At 67.2% G+C, this 16,705-nt stretch carries 15 protein-coding genes and 2 pseudogenes; 8 read left to right on the top strand and 9 right to left on the bottom strand.

Features of this window, described 5'->3' with window-relative positions; all coding sequences use genetic code 11:
• The first annotated feature begins 717 nt into the window (after positions 1-717).
• Positions 718-2,796: a maltotransferase domain-containing protein gene (locus HEB94_RS01905; RefSeq protein ID WP_337917440.1), complete on the top strand. Its 2,079-nt coding sequence runs from the start codon at positions 718-720 to the stop codon at positions 2,794-2,796.
• Between the two features lie 615 nt (positions 2,797-3,411).
• Here the strand turns inward: HEB94_RS01905 and HEB94_RS01900 are convergent.
• The 3 genes and pseudogenes from HEB94_RS01900 to HEB94_RS50045 all read right to left on the bottom strand — a co-directional run.
• Complete coding sequence (locus HEB94_RS01900; protein ID WP_192748349.1) at positions 3,412-3,984, bottom strand: SDR family NAD(P)-dependent oxidoreductase; 573 nt, start codon at positions 3,982-3,984, stop codon at positions 3,412-3,414.
• A gap of 416 nt (positions 3,985-4,400) precedes the next feature.
• The gene (gene ku, locus HEB94_RS01895) at positions 4,401-5,432 is read right to left on the bottom strand and encodes a non-homologous end joining protein Ku (RefSeq protein WP_192748348.1); all 1,032 of its coding nucleotides are present in this window, start codon (positions 5,430-5,432) and stop codon (positions 4,401-4,403) included.
• Between the two features lie 504 nt (positions 5,433-5,936).
• Positions 5,937-6,112, bottom strand: a pseudogene (locus tag HEB94_RS50045) (transposase); the annotation flags it as partial.
• 64 nt (positions 6,113-6,176) lie between these two features.
• On the opposite strand from HEB94_RS50045, the gene HEB94_RS01890 reads away from it, so the two are divergent.
• Together HEB94_RS01890 and HEB94_RS01885 are read left to right on the top strand one after the other, a co-directional pair.
• Positions 6,177-6,488 carry a hypothetical protein gene (locus HEB94_RS01890; RefSeq protein WP_192748347.1) on the top strand — a complete coding sequence of 104 codons (312 nt, stop codon included), beginning with the start codon at positions 6,177-6,179 and terminating at the stop codon, positions 6,486-6,488.
• Positions 6,489-6,632: 144 nt separating this feature from the next.
• Complete coding sequence (locus HEB94_RS01885) at positions 6,633-6,863, top strand: Tn3 family transposase (protein ID WP_192756182.1); 231 nt, start codon at positions 6,633-6,635, stop codon at positions 6,861-6,863.
• 118 nt (positions 6,864-6,981) lie between these two features.
• On the opposite strand, the gene HEB94_RS01880 is transcribed toward HEB94_RS01885, so the two are convergent.
• Positions 6,982-7,548, bottom strand: coding sequence for a TetR/AcrR family transcriptional regulator (locus tag HEB94_RS01880; protein ID WP_192748346.1), 567 nt, complete (start codon positions 7,546-7,548; stop codon positions 6,982-6,984).
• A 25-nt stretch (positions 7,549-7,573) separates the two neighbouring features.
• Between HEB94_RS01880 and HEB94_RS01875 the strand changes: the two genes are divergently transcribed.
• Entirely contained in the window at positions 7,574-9,163 is a 1,590-nt protein-coding gene (locus tag HEB94_RS01875) for an MFS transporter (RefSeq protein ID WP_202896057.1), read from the top strand.
• A gap of 344 nt (positions 9,164-9,507) precedes the next feature.
• Here HEB94_RS01875 and HEB94_RS01870 read toward each other — a convergent pair.
• From HEB94_RS01870 to HEB94_RS01855, 4 genes and pseudogenes are all read right to left on the bottom strand, one after another.
• Positions 9,508-10,098 (bottom strand): annotated as a pseudogene (locus tag HEB94_RS01870) (alpha/beta fold hydrolase); the annotation flags it as partial.
• 27 nt (positions 10,099-10,125) lie between these two features.
• A complete protein-coding gene (locus tag HEB94_RS01865) occupies positions 10,126-10,575 on the bottom strand; it encodes a hypothetical protein (RefSeq protein ID WP_192748345.1) in 450 nt (149 codons plus the stop codon).
• Between the two features lie 20 nt (positions 10,576-10,595).
• Positions 10,596-11,285: a TetR/AcrR family transcriptional regulator gene (locus HEB94_RS01860; protein WP_192748344.1), complete on the bottom strand. Its 690-nt coding sequence runs from the start codon at positions 11,283-11,285 to the stop codon at positions 10,596-10,598.
• Between the two features lie 141 nt (positions 11,286-11,426).
• The gene (locus HEB94_RS01855) at positions 11,427-11,621 is read right to left on the bottom strand and encodes an alpha/beta fold hydrolase (RefSeq protein WP_192748343.1); all 195 of its coding nucleotides are present in this window, start codon (positions 11,619-11,621) and stop codon (positions 11,427-11,429) included.
• Between HEB94_RS01855 and HEB94_RS01850 the strand changes: the two genes are divergently transcribed.
• From HEB94_RS01850 to HEB94_RS01835, 4 genes are all read left to right on the top strand, one after another.
• The gene (locus HEB94_RS01850) at positions 11,582-12,013 is read left to right on the top strand and encodes a hypothetical protein (RefSeq protein WP_192748342.1); all 432 of its coding nucleotides are present in this window, start codon (positions 11,582-11,584) and stop codon (positions 12,011-12,013) included. The genes HEB94_RS01855 and HEB94_RS01850 overlap by 40 nt on opposite strands.
• Before the next feature lie 286 nt (positions 12,014-12,299).
• Positions 12,300-12,626, top strand: coding sequence for a TetR/AcrR family transcriptional regulator C-terminal ligand-binding domain-containing protein (locus HEB94_RS01845; protein WP_202896056.1), 327 nt, complete (start codon positions 12,300-12,302; stop codon positions 12,624-12,626).
• Between the two features lie 368 nt (positions 12,627-12,994).
• Positions 12,995-14,152 (top strand): Gfo/Idh/MocA family protein, encoded by a 1,158-nt coding sequence (locus tag HEB94_RS01840; protein WP_192748341.1) that lies wholly within the window; start codon positions 12,995-12,997, stop codon positions 14,150-14,152.
• A 231-nt stretch (positions 14,153-14,383) separates the two neighbouring features.
• Positions 14,384-15,571, top strand: a complete 1,188-nt coding sequence (locus tag HEB94_RS01835; RefSeq protein WP_192748340.1) for a mandelate racemase/muconate lactonizing enzyme family protein — start codon at positions 14,384-14,386, stop codon at positions 15,569-15,571.
• Positions 15,572-15,706: 135 nt separating this feature from the next.
• Here the strand turns inward: HEB94_RS01835 and HEB94_RS01830 are convergent, their stop codons facing one another.
• Positions 15,707-16,522: an IclR family transcriptional regulator domain-containing protein gene (locus HEB94_RS01830; protein WP_192748339.1), complete on the bottom strand. Its 816-nt coding sequence runs from the start codon at positions 16,520-16,522 to the stop codon at positions 15,707-15,709.
• Positions 16,523-16,705: the final 183 nt, after the last annotated feature.

Here is a 16,705-nt window from a genome sequence, read left to right as displayed (position 1 = left end):
TCGCCCGTCCGCAGGGGATCGTTCAGTGGACGGCGTTGGAGCGTGAACCTCATACCGTGTGAGGACCCCGGCCAGCGAAGCATGGGTCAAGCTGATCGGGGACGCCGTCCACGACGCCGCGCCGGAGCGGCTGCCGGCCGCCTGCCGCCGGGGAACGGGGACCTGAGGAAAAGCCGCAGGGTCGGTTCGTGGCCCGGGACATCGTGGACGCGTGGAAGGCGGCGGGGGAGCCCGACGCAGCCCACCGAGGACGCCGAGCACCTGGAGTCGCACCTGCAGGAGGCCGCCAGCGCTTGACCTCTTCCGCTGGATCATCCCCGCCGTGCCGCTCGCCATCTCGTTGGCGACGATCCCGCTGGCGCGGCCTCTCAAGCGTTCGACGCGGGACGCTCAGGAGGCGCCGGTGGCGTTCCATCAGGCCGAGGCACACCTGCGGCGGCGGGTGTGCGGGAGCTGCGGTGGGTTCGTCGTTTCGTTCCTACTGTCGGATGAGGACCCGAGCGATGATCAAATTTAAGTAGCACGACGGCGACCTGGAGGTGCCGTCGCACAAGCGGGAATCGATCAGTGGGCAGGACGACCGGTGGTTCTTCCAGCGGAACGGGACGGCGGATCGTGAGCGACGAGATTTCCTACAAACGCGCGCTGGTGCGCATTCGAGCAGCGGTCAGTGACGACCTCGTCGATCCAGTCCGCGGCAGCCGTTACGGTTGACGTGTGACGACTCCAGGTGCCCCGAACGTCCGCGATTCGGTCGACCGGGCGGTGCTCGCTTCTCGCGGTCAACGACCCGTCGGTCGTATCCAGATGATGGATGTGACGCCGTCCTTGGAAGAGGGGCGCTGGCCGGTCAAGTCCGTCGTCGCGGAACTGTTCGCGGTGACTGCTGTGGTCGTCCGCGAAGGTCATGACCCGGTGGGCGCGGAAGTTGTGCTGACGGCCCCCGACCGAACCGAACGTCGCGTGCGGATGACGCAGACCAACCACGGCCTCGGGGTGTTCGAGTGCGAGATCTCCGCCGAGTCCGCGGGATTGTGGTCGTACCGCGTCGAAGGGTGGGCCGACCCTTGGGCCGCCTGGATTCACGACGCGGGCATCAAGGTCCCCGCTGGGATCGATGTCGAGCTGATGTGCGAGGAGGGTGCCCGACTCCTCGAGCGGGCAGCTAGTCATCGCGGCCAGCCCGCCGACCGGGCCGCCTCACTTCAGAAGGCCTGCACGCTGCTCAGGGACCAAACGTTGGCAGCGAGCGCCCGGTTCGCCGAGGTCGCCGAGGGCAGCCCGACTCACGCACTCATGGTCGCGGACCCGTTACGTGACTTCACCACAGCCGGCAGTGACTACCCCTGGCTCGTCGAAGAGAAGCTGACGCTCACCGGCGCCTGGTACGAGATCTTTCCTCGTTCCGAAGGAGCCCGGTGCGATCCCGCGACCGGCACATGGCACAGCGGGACCTTCCGTACGGCGGCGCAGCGGCTTGCCGCCATCGCCGACATGGGCTTCGACGTCGTCTACCTGACCCCGATCCACCCCATCGGTGTCACCAACCGAAAGGGTTGGAACAACAACACGGCCGCCTCACCGGGTGACCCCGGCTCGCCCTACGGGATCGGATCCCCGGACGGGGGACACGACGCCATCCATCCGGACCTCGGCACGGTCAAGGACTTCGAGCACTTCGTCGCCGCAGCGGAGGACCTGGGCCTACGGGTCGCCATGGACATCGCGCTCAACGCCTCGCCGGACCATCCCTGGGTCACCGAGCACCCCGAGTACTTCCTGAAGCGAGCCGACGGCAGCATCGCCTTCAGCGAGAACCCACCGAAGAAGTACGAGGACATCTACCCGATCAACTTCGACACCGCGCCCGCGACCCTGTACCTCGAGTTCAGCCGCATCATCCGACTCTGGATCGACCGCGGTGTGAAGATTTTCCGGGTCGACAACCCACACACGAAGCCGGTCGAATTCTGGCAGTGGCTGATCGCCGACATCGCGACCGACCACCCCGACGTCATCTGGCTAAGCGAGGCGTTCACCCGGCCTCCCTTGATGCACGTCCTCGCCAAGGTCGGATTCCAGCAGTCCTACACCTACTTCGCGTGGCGCAACACTGCCGAAGAACTCACCGAGTACGTCAGCGAACTCGCCCAGGAAACGGCGCCCTTCCTACGCCCCAGCTTTTGGCCCACCACGCACGACATCCTCACCCCATACATGCAGCATGGCGGGGAAACGGCCTTCCGTATCCGGGCGGCCCTGGCGGCGACCCTCGTTCCCACCTACGGCATCTACGCCGGCTACGAGCACTGCGAGAACGCGCCCCGGCCGGGTGTCGAGGAACAGCTGGACAACGAGAAGTACGGGTATAAGGACCGTCAATGGCACATCGACGGCGCGCCGGCTAGCAACCGGCCGAACCTTGCACCGTACCTGCGTCAACTCAACATGATTCGCCGCTCGCATCCGTCGTTGCACTGGCTCAGGAACATAACCTTCCACCGCGCCGCTGACGAGAACTTCCTCGTCTACTCAAAGACCGGCGGAGGACGCGACGACGCCTCCGAGCAAAACACCGTCATCGTCGTCGCCAACCTAGACCCGCACCACACCCGCGAAACCACCATCGAGCTCGACACTCGACGGCTCGGAGCCCACATCGACCCAACCCGGCACTTCGAGGCCGAGGACCTCCTCACCGGCGAGACCTGGCGGTGGGGCCCGCACCCGGTCTACATCCGCCTCGGCCCAGACCGCCCCCTCCACATCGTGGCCGCCCGACCCCTGAACTCATAGCGGTCAACTCAGCAGACCGTAGAGCTGGCACACGACAGTAGAGCTGGCACAAGGCAATCGAGCTGCCACTGCGGGGAATGCGCTCGACCGGCGGGCCTCAGAGCGGTCCGTTCGATTTGCGCGGCCCCGCAGGTGCAGCTGATCAAGAAGCGGGACGAGAACGACCTCGTTCCTCCTCGGCCTGTCGGCAGCCCTACCGATCGGCATGGTCGGGCTTGGCCTGCTGCTCACGGCTCAGCAGGGTTCGGGCTTGATCGCTCAGGCCGGCCCGATCCCGGCCGCGTTCGGTCTATACACAGGGCCTCCAGCGGGTTCGCCCTGGACCAGTTTGGCTTTGTGCACGAGGCTTGGAACCGGCTCTTCGGGAGTTCGGGCACCGCCCAAAATCCGGCAAGGGGCGACGCTCCCGAGTTTCGACACCACGCGCTGCTGCGCCCATGCCCGGCCGGGCCATGCGCATGTGAGCTAGCGTGAAGGTCGACGGAGGGTTACACCGCTGGGCGTGCGGCAGCGCGCGCATCGCGGCAGACGAGGATGTTCGACTGCTAGCGAAGTCCCTTGCGAGAGACCTGCGGTGAGAGTTGCCAGCGATCTGGTCGGGTGCGCGGCCCGTGGTCAGATCGGGAAGCGGACGCCGGTGAGCTGCTCGGAGACGGTCCAAAGGCGGCGCGCGAGATCCGGGTCCTGCGCGGCGGCGGAGCGGTCGATGAGTTCTGGGGCGCCGCGCATGTGGGCGAAATGGCTAGGCCCGGCGAAGCTGTTGCCGGGAATATCGGCGGCGGCGGCGGCGTACAGGACCGGGAGCGCGCCGTGGTCCGCGCCTTGTGCCAGCAGTCGGATCGCGACCGCCCATAGGAGGTCGGCGGGTCGGCGGGGGCCGGGGTGGTGGTAGATGTTCGTCGCGACCAGGCCGGGATGCGCTGCGGTCGCCAGCACGTCCGACCTTGTGGCGCTCAGCCGGCGTTGCAGTTCGGCGGTGAACAGCAGGTTCGCTAGTTTGGAGTCGTTGTAGGCGCGGGACGGCTGGTAGGGCCGGTGCTCCCAGTTGAGGTCGTCGAAGTCGAGGCGGGCGAGTCGCTCGGCCTGCGAGGCGACCGTCACGATCCGGCCGGTGATGTGCTCCAGGAGCAGGTTGGTCAGCGCGAAGTGGCCCAGGTGGTTGGTGCCGAACTTCGACTCGAACGACATGCGGTGCGGGAGCCCTTTCCTAGAAGGCCGCGCCAGATGCGGCGTTGGAGGACTCTGGCGCGGCGCTCCGCACCGCTCATAGCGGCCGGTGTATCGAGGAACTCGCCACCGTCCTGCCCCGGATCCGCGAATATCCAGCCGATCTGGGCGGGGTGGACCGTGAAGTGTTGCACGCTGCGTCGAGGAATGCCTCGCCAGTGCAAAGGCCTGCACCACGTATGCCCGTGCTACATGCGCCCGCTCGACGACGTTCTGCGAGGTCCCCCACAGACGCGCACAGGAATGTCGCCGTCGGCGCTGAAAGAGGAGTGCCCGCCGACCCGCGGCTGGCGATCCTCCTGGCGAGCGCCCTGCGCGAGCTCGCTTTGCCTGCTCTGGCGGCTTCGCCTGTATGCAGTGACCTCGAGGAACCCGGGTCAGGACGCCTTCTCGACCGCCTTCTGGAGCTGGGCCCTGCTCATGTTGGAGCGGCCGTCGATGCCGAGTTTCGTCGCGCGCTCGTAAAGCTCCTGTTTGCTGAGCGCTCCGACGGTCGCGGACTTCCGGCGCCCTCCGCCGGAGGCACTCGACCCCCGACCGGACTTCTTCGCCGCAGCGTCCGTGGCGCTGCGCTTCGACGCACCGGACTTCGATCCGGCCTTCTTGGCCTGGCCGGGGCCGGCCCGGCCGCTCTTGGCCTCCTCCACGCTTCGCCGGAGGGCGTCCATGAGGTCGACGACGTTGCTCTCCTCCGGTTCGACCTCCTCGAGACTGATCTCGCGGCCCTTCGCCTTGTCCTTGACGATGCCGAGCAGACGCTCGCGGTAGGTGTCCTCGTACTTCTCGGGCTTCCAGGGTGTCGCGAGCTGCTCGATCAGGTTGACGGCCGCCTTCATCTCACGCGAGGTGCTCTTGCGCGCCGCAGGCAGGTCGCCGACCACGTCCTCCGGGTCACGCACCTCGTCGGCGAACAGCAACGTCTGGAGGACGAGGACCTGCTTCCACGGCCGGATCACGGCGAGGTATTCCTTGCCCCGCATCACAAAGGACCCGACTCCGGCCAGACCGGTCTGCTCCATCGCGTCCCGCAACAGGGCGTAGGCCTCGTGCGCGCTCTCCTCACGCGGAGAGAGGTAGTAGGTCTTCTCGTAGTAGACGGGATCGATCTCCGCGAGGTCGACGAAGTCGGTGATCTCGAGCGACCGGGACCGACCGAGGCTGGCGGCGTCGACCTCCTCCTGCGTCAGGGTGACGAACTTGTCTCCAGGCAGCTCGTAGCCCTTGACGATGTTCTTGTAGTCGACCTCGCGATCGGTGCCCTCGGCCACCCGCTTGTAGCGGATCCGGGCGTTCGTCTCGGCCTCACGCTGGTGGAAGGACACGTCCTTCTGCTCGGTGGCGCTCACCAGCCCGACCGGGACGTTCACCAGCCCGAAACTGAGCGAGCCACTCCAGATCTGTCGCGCCATGCTCTCATCCTTGTCCTTGTCGCCGTCCTTGTCGCAGCCGCAGGGAAGCCGTTCCTGTGCTCCGCCGCGGAAGAGGCACCCAGGTGGCGGACACCCAGGCGGACACCCAGATCCGGCCCCTTTTCATAGGCGCCATCCACCGATCCACCGTACGCGGAGCATGGGGTGATCCGCCGCCGCGACGGCGTGGTTGCGGCGGTCTACCAGCGCGTACGGCGGTGGCCGCCAGAGTGGTGTAGTGCATCGCGACGCGGCCACCGGGGCGTCGATGACATGGCCGAGACCGCGCCCGGCCTCTCGGCGAGTTGGTCGGGACGGTGTCGGGTGAGCCGCCGGTGTGGGGAGCAGGTCCAGCCTGGTTGCGCGCGTACGGGGCTGAGGAACCCGATGGCCCGCGCACTCCGACCTGCGCCGGCCTGCTCGGGCAGCCAACTTCTTCAACTCGCTGTCCGGCAAGCGCAAGGGCCGCAGGGTCGCCCCGCCGAGGTTCCGCTCGCGCAAGGACGCCACCTCGATCGTGCCGGCGCGGGTGTCGAAGTCACGGTGCCGGTAGCCATTGCGGGAGTTGATCCGGTCCGGGCTGGACACCCCGTAGGGGCGCCGCACATCGCCGTGGCGAGCATTTCGCGCAGCAGGTCCGGCGACGCAGACGCCAGCTGTTCGTGCAGGAACCGGGTCAGGGGTCATAGGTGCCAGAGTGCGGCCAGCTCGGGGAAAGTGGCGTCCTGGCGGAGGTCCGCGGCGGTGAGCGTGCAGAAGGTCGAGCCGTCAGATGCAGGCGGTGAGGCGTACGACGCGTTGGTTGAGAACGCAGGTGACCCCCAACTCGCCGAGACGATGGCACCGTTCAAGGAGCAGTTGATCGCAGCCATCGTGGACCTCGACCAGGTACCTGATGGGGCGCTCTTCGACGCGGCGATGCACAGCGACGGTAGCGGCGACAAGCTCCTGCGGCGGCTGTGGCGGGACCTCTACCCGGACGAGCCGGTGCCACGCGGTGGCAATGTGTTCGAGGGCCAGTACTGGCGAGACGATCCTGAAGAGCTTTGTCCGTGATCCGGACCTTCAAGAGCGGATGCGTTTGTTCAAGGAGCAGTTGGCCGCGGCCGTTGTCGACCCGGCTCGAACCCACACGGTGCTCTGTTCCGCGCAGTGTGCTAAAGCGATGGAAGCGATGAGAAGTTCCTTCGCCACCACGCCCTGGACATCGCCGAGATCGTGCGCCAGCTCCAGGAAGAGGGCCACACGATCGACCCCGAGGACCCGGCCCACATCTCGCCGTACCTGACCGAGCACATCCGCCGCTTCGGCGAGTACTCCACCCACGAACTCGGCTTTGAGCCGGAGGCGTACGACCCGCGCCTGGACGTCGACTTGAGCCCGATCCGCGGCGACGGCCCGCCGGCCGACGGCTTCGGCCAGGCCGCGTGAGCCAGCCGAGGGCCGGATGCCTGAGGTGGGATGGCATGTAGTAGAGCACCTCACGGAGCCCTGGCACCGCGGAACCCTGGCACCGCGTCCGAGGGCTGATCCGGGGACCTGGGTGAGGTCACAGCAAACGGTCGACCAGCCCGTCGACGTAGTCCGGGGTGAGCGGGCCCATGCCGAGCAAGACGCGGACATACATCGGGGCCAGAATGTGGTCCAGCACGCCGAACGCGTCGGGTGCGTGCTCGCCGCGTTCGCGGGCGCGATCGAGCATGGACTGCAGTTGCCGGGCGCGTTCGGCGAGGAGGTCGTCAAGCGCCTGCAGGCCCTGGTGACCGTTGCTGGACAGGGCGACGGCCAGGCGCAGCAACGCCAGACCGTCGGGTCCGGTGATCTCGCGGGCCACGTTGGCCGCGTAAGTACGCAGGTCGCCGGCCAGGCTCCCGGTGTCGGGCATCGGCGACTGCGCGTTGAGGCGGGTGAGCGCCACGTCGGCGAGCAGCGTTTCCAGGCTGCCCCACCGGCGGTAGATGCTGCTGTCGGCTACGCCCGCGCGGGCTGCGACCTCGCCGACGGTGAAGTTGCCGTAGCCGCGCTCGCTGATCAGGTCGGTGACGGCCTGGTGCACCTCCGCGCCGACGCGGGCGCTGCGCCCGCCGGGCCGCCGGGCTCGCTGCCGCTCGTTCATGCCCCCACCTTAACGCAGTCGCGACTTGCGTTTGCGAGGCAATCCTCCGTACCATCGCCTAACGCAGCTCCTGGCTGCTTTAGAGCGTCCGGAGGCTGACCGCGTCGGCCGTGGAGAGGCGCAACTAACGATTGAGAGGAATCCAATGGCTGCATCGCCTCCGGCCGTAGGCACTCGACCAAACCGGGCCGTGCTGCTCACGGTGACCTGCCTAGGCCAGTTCATGGTCCTGCTCGACAACACGATTGTTGGAGCAGCGCTGCCCGATATGCAGCACCGGCTGCACACTCAGCTGACCGGTCTGCAATGGATCGTCGACGCGTACGTACTGCTGGTCGCCATGCTGCTGCTGTCCGGCGGTGTCTTCGCCGACCGGTTCGGCCGCAAACGGGTGTACCTGACCGGCGTGGCTGTGTTCACCACCGCGTCGGTGCTGTGCAGCCTCGCACCCTCGCTCGGCTGGCTGGTCGCCGGCCGGGTGCTGCAGGGCATCGGGGCCGCGGCGCTGAGCCCTGCCTCGCTGGCCCTGCTCGCCGCCGCCTATCCCGTGCCGCAAGAACGAATCAAGGCGATCGGGCTGTGGGCCGGATTCAGCGGAATCGGTCTGGCCGCAGGCCCCGTGGCCGGCGGCGTGCTGACAGATGCCTTCGGCTGGCCCGCCATCTTCCTGGTCAATCTGCCCATCGGCGTGGTCCTTCTGCTGGTCGGTCTGCGCAGCCTTGAAGAGGCCCGCAATCCGAGCGCCCCGGCGATCGATATCCCGGGGACGGTACTGTCCGTTCTGGGGTTGGGGGCGCTGACCTACGGGCTGATCGAGGGTGGTGCCCGCGGCTGGACGTCGCCGGTGATCCTGGGCAGCTACACCGCCGCGGTGATCCTCCTCACCGCCTTCGTCGCCGTCGAAGCACGTCGTTCCACTCCGATGCTGCCGCTGCGGCTGTTCCGGCAGCAGCTGTTCACCGTGTCCAACACCGCCATGGTCGTGGTGGGGTTCGCGCTCATGGGTTCGTCGTTCTTCTTCTCCCAGTTCTTCGTGTACGTCCAGGGCAGCTCGATCCTGCGCGCCGGCCTGCAGACCCTGCCGGCATCCCTCGCCATGGTGATCCTCAGCCCGTACGCGGGCCGGCTCGCCGCCCGGTACGGCTTCCGAATCGTGGTTACCACCGGCCTGGCCCTGGCCGGCCTGGGACTGCTGGCGCTCGGCATGGTGCACGCCGACACCGGCTACGGGAACGTGTGGTGGCGGCTGGGAGTCGTCGGCGTCGGCTTCGCCCTAACCATGTCCCCACTGACGGGAGCCGCCATCCAAGCAGTCAGCCCGGCCGAAGGCGGCCTCGCATCAGGCATCAGCAGCACCACCCGGCAGATCGGCGCGGTACTCGGCGTGGCGGTACTCGGAGCCATCGTCCGCACCCGGCAATCCGGCGGCGCCTCCTTCGAGACCGGCCTCAACAGCGCCTTCCTGGCTGCCGGCACCGTCACTTTGGCCACCGCCGTGTTCACCGGCCTGTGGCTGGCGAGGTCCAAGCCCACGGAAGGCTCCGCGCCGCCGCAACGTTCCACCGATCCAGGTGCGGTCACCACCTCGAACGAGGCATCCGCGAACAGCCGTTGACGGCGACACCGACCTTGGCCGGGAGACGTCCCGCCGGAGGCCGTCGACACTGTGGCAACGCGCCGTCGACCGCGGTGACGCCTCGCCCGACACCGACGTGGACGACGTCACCGACATCCTCTTTCTTGCCACCCATCTTCCGCAGGCTCACCGGCCACTACGACCTCACGGACGAACACGCCGAGAAGCTCGCGCGCACTGCACTCGACGGGGTTATGCGCTCCACCGTCTGAGACTTCCGATTCCAACGAAGAGACGCCGCACGTTTCTCGCCGACCAGCTGCGCATCAGACGCGACGGCTGGACACAACTCTCTGATCACATTCGCAGGCTCATCGTTTCGTTCAGTCGGCCTGCGTGGCGTGGAGCGCGGTGAAGGCCAGGAGAAGTGCGGCGGTCCGCGGTGGATCCTCGAGCATGGGTGAGTGTCCGAGACCGGGCAGCAGCTCGACTCTCGCGCCTGGAACTGCGGTGTAGTCGGCGGCGGAGGACGATCGCCATCGCCGGTCGTCCTCGCCGAAGATCACCAGCATCGGCTTGCCCAGGGGCGCCAGTCGATCGGGGAGCGCACGTCGCTTCAGGTACTCATCAGCTGCGCGCGACGTCGCGGTGAACGCGTGGTAGGTCATGCCGCGCACGTCATCCACGAGCTGCTGGGGGATCTGGTAGCCCGGACTGCTGAAGGCGGTGCTCGAAGCCTGGCGGAGCAGACCGTCGGTCCGAAGCCGCCACAGCAGCGGCCCGACAACCGGGGTGAACATGAGCTGGCCGACGGGCCCATCGGAGATGAAGGCGTCCAGGCGCGGTCCGGTGTCGATGAGCGCGAGTGCGGTCACCAGGTCGCGGCGTTGCTCGGCGAGGGCGGTGGCGACCGAGCCACCGGTCGAATGGCCCACCACGATGGCGTGTCTCACGCCGAGTTCGTCCAGTGCGGCGTCGACGCGGCGTCGTTCGAAGACCGCCTACGCGCCAACCAGGCCGTAGGCGATGAGGGCGTACAGGCCCCAGACGGAGGCGGCGGCCATGAGAACGTACTCCCGCCAGGCCAGGCTTGGCTGTGCCTGGATGGCGAACGACACGAGTTTGACTGGTGGCATCGGGCTCGCCGGCATCTTGTCGTCCGGGAGCGGTCGGATGAAGCGATGGATGTAGACCTGGATGACGCTCATCCCGACGAACAGTCCGGTGAAGAAGCTGAGGTACTCCATGCCGGTGGCGAGCAACAGCGCCACCAGGACGAGCTGGACGAGCAGTGTGATCTCGTCGTAGATGGCGATGACCTTGTGATCCTTGGCGTAGTTCTTCTCCATTTGTCGAATCCTCGTGCCGTAGGGCAGGAGGAAGTGGACCGCGAACTTGACGAGCGACTGCACGCAGTAAAGGATCAGCAGAACCTTCAGCGCGAGTTCCATGAAGGGTTTCCCTTCTCTTGTCAGTGCGGGTCGAACCATGCGCGGAGAACGGTCAGGTCGACGAGTGTGACCGAACCTTCGGCGACTCCGAGGATCCGCTCGACGGCGGTCGTGTAGGCGGCGACGTTCTGCTCGATGGCGGCGGGGTCGCTGGTGCCAGCTTCGTGGGCGAGGAACAGGTCGCCGAGACGGTCGTTGAGCTCATGGATGAGCGAGACCAGGACCCGTCCGAACCCGACGTCGACCGACAAGGTGAAGCTGCCATCCTCCACACCTTGTTCGATCACGAGCTCGAACAGTGGCGCGAGGCGATCGGTGATTCCGGCGCGCGCCTTCTGGCGCATGAGCGCGTTCCCGTCGGAGCACCAGGCGCGAAGGAGAGCGATCAGTTGGTCGCGGCGCTGCACCTTCCAGCCCGCGAGCGCCTGGAAGATCTGGTTCAGCTTGTCGAGGGCGTCGAGGTGTGGGTCCTCGGCAACTGACGCGAGCCGGGCCCGGACCTGATCCGCCATCCGATCGACGATGCCCGCGAGGAGATCCTGTTTCGAACGGAAGTAGTGGTAGAGGGCACCCTTCGACATGTCCAGCTCGCTCAGGACGTCCTGGATGCTCATCTGCTCGTATCCGCGGGTCTGCACCAACGACTGTGCGACATCGAGGATCTCCCCTCGCCGCATCGCGTACGCCGCCCGATCTACCGTTCGAGCCATCCGTCGCCGCCCCACCGCCATTGATAAACCGCATGCCGGTCTAAGAATAGGCGCGCGGCGATCCCGCGGCAAGAGGGGCGGTCTTCTCGGGCGCAGGGCCTACGGCCCCAAGGTCAGGCGGAGCCTTCGAGGCAAGCCGGCTCACTGTGCGTCCAGGGCCTTGCTGGCGAGCGTTTCGATGGCGTGCGCGACGTCCGCAGGGTGCTTTACGTCGGCGCCGTGATCGCGGTTACGCATCACGACTCGTTCGGCGTGCGGCATCGCCTGTTCGATGGCGTCCAGCGCCGCGGTGTTCCGTGCCGGGCTGCGGTCGCCGCCCAGCAGCAGGGTCGGCACGGCGACTCGCGCGTAGGCAGAACAGGGGCCGCGGCGGCGGCAACCCATGGCTGGCCGCCACGCTCGGCAACATCGCCGCCGCAGCAGCCCGCACCGACACCTTCCTCGGCGCCCGCTACCGGCGCCTGGCCCGCCGCCGCGGCAAGCAGATAGCAATCGTCGCCATCGGCAACACCCTGCTCACCATCGCCTACCACCTACTCGCCGAACCCGAAGCCCGCTTCCACGACCTCGGCGTCGACCACTACGAATCCCGCATCAGCAAAGAACGCCACGCCCGCAACCTGGCCACCCAGCTACAGGCGGCCACCGGCCAAAGATCCTCATCCGCAACGGGAAAGCTGTCATCGAACCCGAAATCGCCTAACAGCCACCCACCACTCCAGCCCTGACCGGTCATCACTGGTCGGGGGTTCGCTGCCGCCTGACTGGTGACCGTGAGATTTTCGGGTCAGACCCTAACTTTAATTCCCTTCGTCACCCCGCGAGTTTTCTGTGACGGTTCGATCAGGCGAGACGCGGGAAGCCTACGCCAAGGCCGTCCGGATGCAAGGGTTGCGATGCCTGACATGCTCGAGCTCACCGAGGACGAGGCGTAGGGGCTGGTCCCCAACCTGTGGTTGGCGAGGTCGAAGCCCGCGGTAGGCTCCGCGGCGCCGCAACGTTCCACCGATCCAGGTGCGGTCACCACCTCGAACGAGGCATCCGCGAACAGCCGTTGACGGCGACACCGACCTTGGCCGGGAGACGTCCCGCCGGAGGCCGTCGACACTGTGGCAACGCGCCGTCGACCGCGGTGACGCCTCGCCCGACACCGACGTGGACGACGTCACCGACATCCTCTTCGGGCCACTCATCTTCCGCAGGCTCGCCGGCCACTACGACCTCACGGACGAACACGCCGAGAAGCTCGCGCGCACTGCACTCGACGGGCTTATGCGCTCCACCGTCTGCCACTTCCGATTCCAACGAAGAGACGCCGCACGTTTCTCATCACCGGCGTGAGCAGCGGCCGCGCCTTCGCCGCCGCGGCCCTCGAGGCCCGGCCATACCGTCATCGGCACCGTTCGGAACCCGGACCAGATCGCCGCCTTCGAGCAGTTCGCTCCGGGCCGCGCTCACGCCCTTCCCCAGTTGGCGGACGCCGACCCGGCAGGGTGGGCGAGGTACTAGTGAAGCGGGGACGGCGCCGTCCTGGGTGTTGCCCCTCGTTGAACGACGCCGACCGGACACCCTCCTGTCTTGACACCTGATTCGGGGTGTGGATCAATGAGTAGATCCCTGCCAGTGAAAGGTTCTTTCACTGAGTGAGAGTGCTCACGGCAGAGCAGAAGCCGCGGCTGGTCTGCAGACGGAAGGCGGAGTGACCCCGCATGGGTGATGGACTTCTTCGCATTGGAATCGCCGGTGCCCATCGCGGCGCTGGCTTCGTCGCCGGAGCTCGCGCAGCCGAGGTGGCCGGAATGGCGAGGCTGCATGCGGCCTATGACCCCAATTCCAGCACGATCGCGAAGTTCGCTGACGAGTACGACGTGCCCGTACGATGTGAAACCTTTGACGAGTTGCTCGACCACGCTGACGTCGTCGTCCTGTCGTCACCGCAGCACCACCATGCACCGCAAGCCGTCGCTGCCCTTGACGCGGGCGTCCACGTCCTCTCCGAGGTCCCGGCGGTCGTGAGCCTCGAGCAGGCACATGCCCTCGTGGCGTCCGTACGCCGGAGCTCGGCGATGTATGCGATGGCGGAGAACTACTGCTACATCAGACCGAACCTCGTTGTGCGTGCGATGGCTCGTGCGGGCATCTTCGGAGACCTCTACTACGGCGAAGGCGAATATCTGCACGAGTTGCACACCCTCCAGCGCACGGAGTCCGGTGATCCCACCTGGCGCTACTACTGGCAGACCGGCCGCAACGGCGTCACGTACCCCACGCACAGTGTCGGCCCGCTCCTGCAGTGGTTCGGGGACCGAATCACCTCCCTGAGCTGCGTCGGCACCGGCCGCCACACGGCCCCGGAGCATGAGCTCGACGACACCGTGCTGATGCTGGGGAAGACCTCACGCGGTGCTCTTCTGCGGGTCCGGTTGGACATGCTCTCCAACCGGCCGCATCTGATGGACTACTACAGCCTCCAGGGAACGGAGGGCGCCTACGAGGCGGCCCGCGCTCCGGACCAGAGCCCACGGTTCTACCTACGTGGGCAGAGTCCCGACCTGGCCTGGGAACCACTCGACGCCCATGCCGAGACGTTCCTGCCGAAGAGGTATCAGAGGATCCCGTCGGAGGCGGGCCACTGGGGCGCTGACGCGTGGCCGATTCTCGACTTCGTCGAGACGATCCGAGGTGACGGTGTACCCCCGGCGGGGGCGACGACCATCGACGTGTACGACGCCCTCGACATGTCGCTGCCCGCGATCGTGTCCGAGACCTCCATCAACATGGGCGGGGCCTGGTGCTCCGTACCCAATCCGCGACGGATGACAGGAGGCATCGGGACCGAGCCCGGCGCGGAGAGTCCCCTCGCATGACTCCGTCACGTCTTCACTCGCGCCGTACCTTCCTGTCCCTGGCGGCCGGAGTCGGTGGCGCCGCGCTCACCGCCTGCCGATCAGACCAGTCAACCTCCTTCCCCTCAGCTCTGTTGTCGGAGGACTGAAGGACTGAATGAGCACAGACCAACTCTCACCGAGGAGACTCAACATGGGCCAAGGCGTCGACCACGTGGACGTCGCGGATGCGACGACGGGCGTGAGCGACTGATGCTGACCGTCGACACGGAGCGGCCGACCACCTCGGCCGGCCGGATCAGCAAGGTCGAGACGCTCACGCTCGGCACCACATGGCGAGACTTCTCCTTCGTCAGGGTCCACACGGACGCGGGTCTCACCGGCGTAGGCGAGATCACCCACCCCTACCGCGGAAAGCAGACCTGCGACCTGGCCGTGTCCATGGCAAAGCGGCATCTCCTCGGAGCCGACCCGTTCGACGTCGAGGAGATCTGGCTGCGGATGTACCAGGGCGACTTCCTCCGCGGAGGCGACATCGGAGGGATCGTCGTCAGCGGTATAGACCAGGCGCTGTACGACCTCATGGGAAAGGCGCTCGGCCTGCCGGTCTACCGACTCACCGGCGGCGCGTGTCGGGCGAGCGTCCCGGTCTACGCCAACGGCTGGTACACCGGCGATCGGGTCCCGGAGATCTTCGCCGAAAAGGCGAAAGAGACAGTGGCCCGCGGGTACTCCGCGCTCAAGTTCGACCCGTTCGGCGCGGGGCTGGGTAGCCTCGACAAGACGGAGCTGCGCCTGTCCCTGGACATCGTCGCAGCGGTCCGGGAGGCCGTAGGTCCAGCTGTCGAGCTCTATGTCGAGGGCCACGCGAGATTCGCGTTCCCCACCGCGGCGCGGCTGGTGCGCGAGCTCGAACCATTCGACGTGGGGTGGTTCGAAGAGCCCCTGCCGTGGACCCACATCGAGCGCTACGCCGAGCTACGGCAGCGGGCGAGCATGCCGATCTCCGGCGGCGAGCACTTCCACAACCGGCACGAGTACGCCCGGCTGTTCGCCTCGAACGCGGTGGACATCATCCAGCCGGATCTGTCCATGGCGGGGGGGTACACCGAGCTACGCAAGATCGCCGCCATCGCGGAGATGCACGGCATGTTGGTGGCGCCGCACAACTCGAACTCGCCGTTCTGCACCACTGCATCCGTCCACGCCGCGCTCGGCCTGTCGAATCTGCTCGTACTGGAGACCTTCGACGGGCTCCTCGAGCCGTTCGTGTTCGACGCGCTTCCGGGAACCCTCCCCATCACCGACGGCAGGGTCGGTCTCCCGGAACGCCCAGGTATCGGAGTCGAGCTCGACGATGCCGTCTTCGCCGAGCATCCGCCGACCGAGGGGTTCTGGAACATGTTCGCACCCGGCTGGGAGAAGCGGGAGAGCTCCTGACCTTAGGTGCGCGCCGCCGCGGCGGGGGTGAGGGCCGAGGTCCGTTCACACCTGAGGTGTGGCCAGGCGACCAGGCCGGGTAGTCCGCGTGGCGCCGATCCCGCAGCAGTGTCGAGTAAGAGGCGTCGGCGATCCTCACCGCGCCGCGTCTGCTCGCGGGCCGGCGGGGGCGTGGTCGAGCAGCGCCTCGAGCACCTCGGCCTGGGCGCGCAAAGCCTCACCCACCTCCAGCAGTCGGGAGTGTGGCAGGCGGTAGGCGGGTGCACTCACGCTGAGGGCGTACCGTGCGGTGCCTCTCGCGTCCCTGATCGGTGCGGCCGCACACCGCAGGCCCTCGACCGACTCCTCGTCGTCGGTGGCGAACCCACGTGTCCGAGCCCGGGCCAGATCGCGCAGCAGATCCTCTGGCGTGATGAGTGTCCTCGGCGTCAGCTCGGCCATCCCGTGTTCGGTGAGCAGCGTTCCAATCTCCTCTGCCGGCAAGGTGCTCAGAATCGCCTTGCCCAGACCGGAGGAGTGCCATCTGTCCTTGTCTCCTACGGCAGCGCCCATCCGGATGGGCTGGGAGCTCTCGAGCACGCGGACGATCACGAGATCCACGCCCACACGGGCACCGAAGTTGACGGTCTCATCGATCTGGTCGACGAGCTGGGCCATCGCCGAGGTGGCCACAGCCATGAAGTCCCGGCCGCCGATCGCGCTACGGCCGAGCAGGAACATCCGCATCCCCATGCGATAGAGCCGGCTGTCCGGGTCGCGCTCCAGCAGTCCGTGCGAGACGAGACTGCCGAGGTAGCGCAAGGTCGTCGCATCGCTCAGGCCGGACTCGGAGGCGATCTTCGACAGCGGCGCGGGCCCGGCGGCCACCGCCTCGAAGATGCGCACCAGACGGTCGATGCCCTGCAAGCCCCCGCGCTCACGGCGCAGCGTCACCCCGGGCTCGTCCTCCACGCTGCCCTCCTGTTTGTCGACCTGCCACCCACTGATGTTTCCGCTCAGTGGAGCCGAACTTCGATACGTGTAACGGTACGAGCCCCTGCGGGAACGCGCAATGCGGGGAGTGGCCGGTCCGTGGGCCACGGCAGACCCCTTTCGGTATGCCGGCTTCTTGTCGCGTTCTCGGCGTTTGTTGGC

Source organism: Actinopolymorpha pittospori (assembly GCF_014873875.1).
GTDB lineage: Bacteria > Actinomycetota > Actinomycetes > Propionibacteriales > Actinopolymorphaceae > Actinopolymorpha > Actinopolymorpha pittospori.
This window is presented reverse-complemented; position numbering and strand designations above follow the sequence as displayed.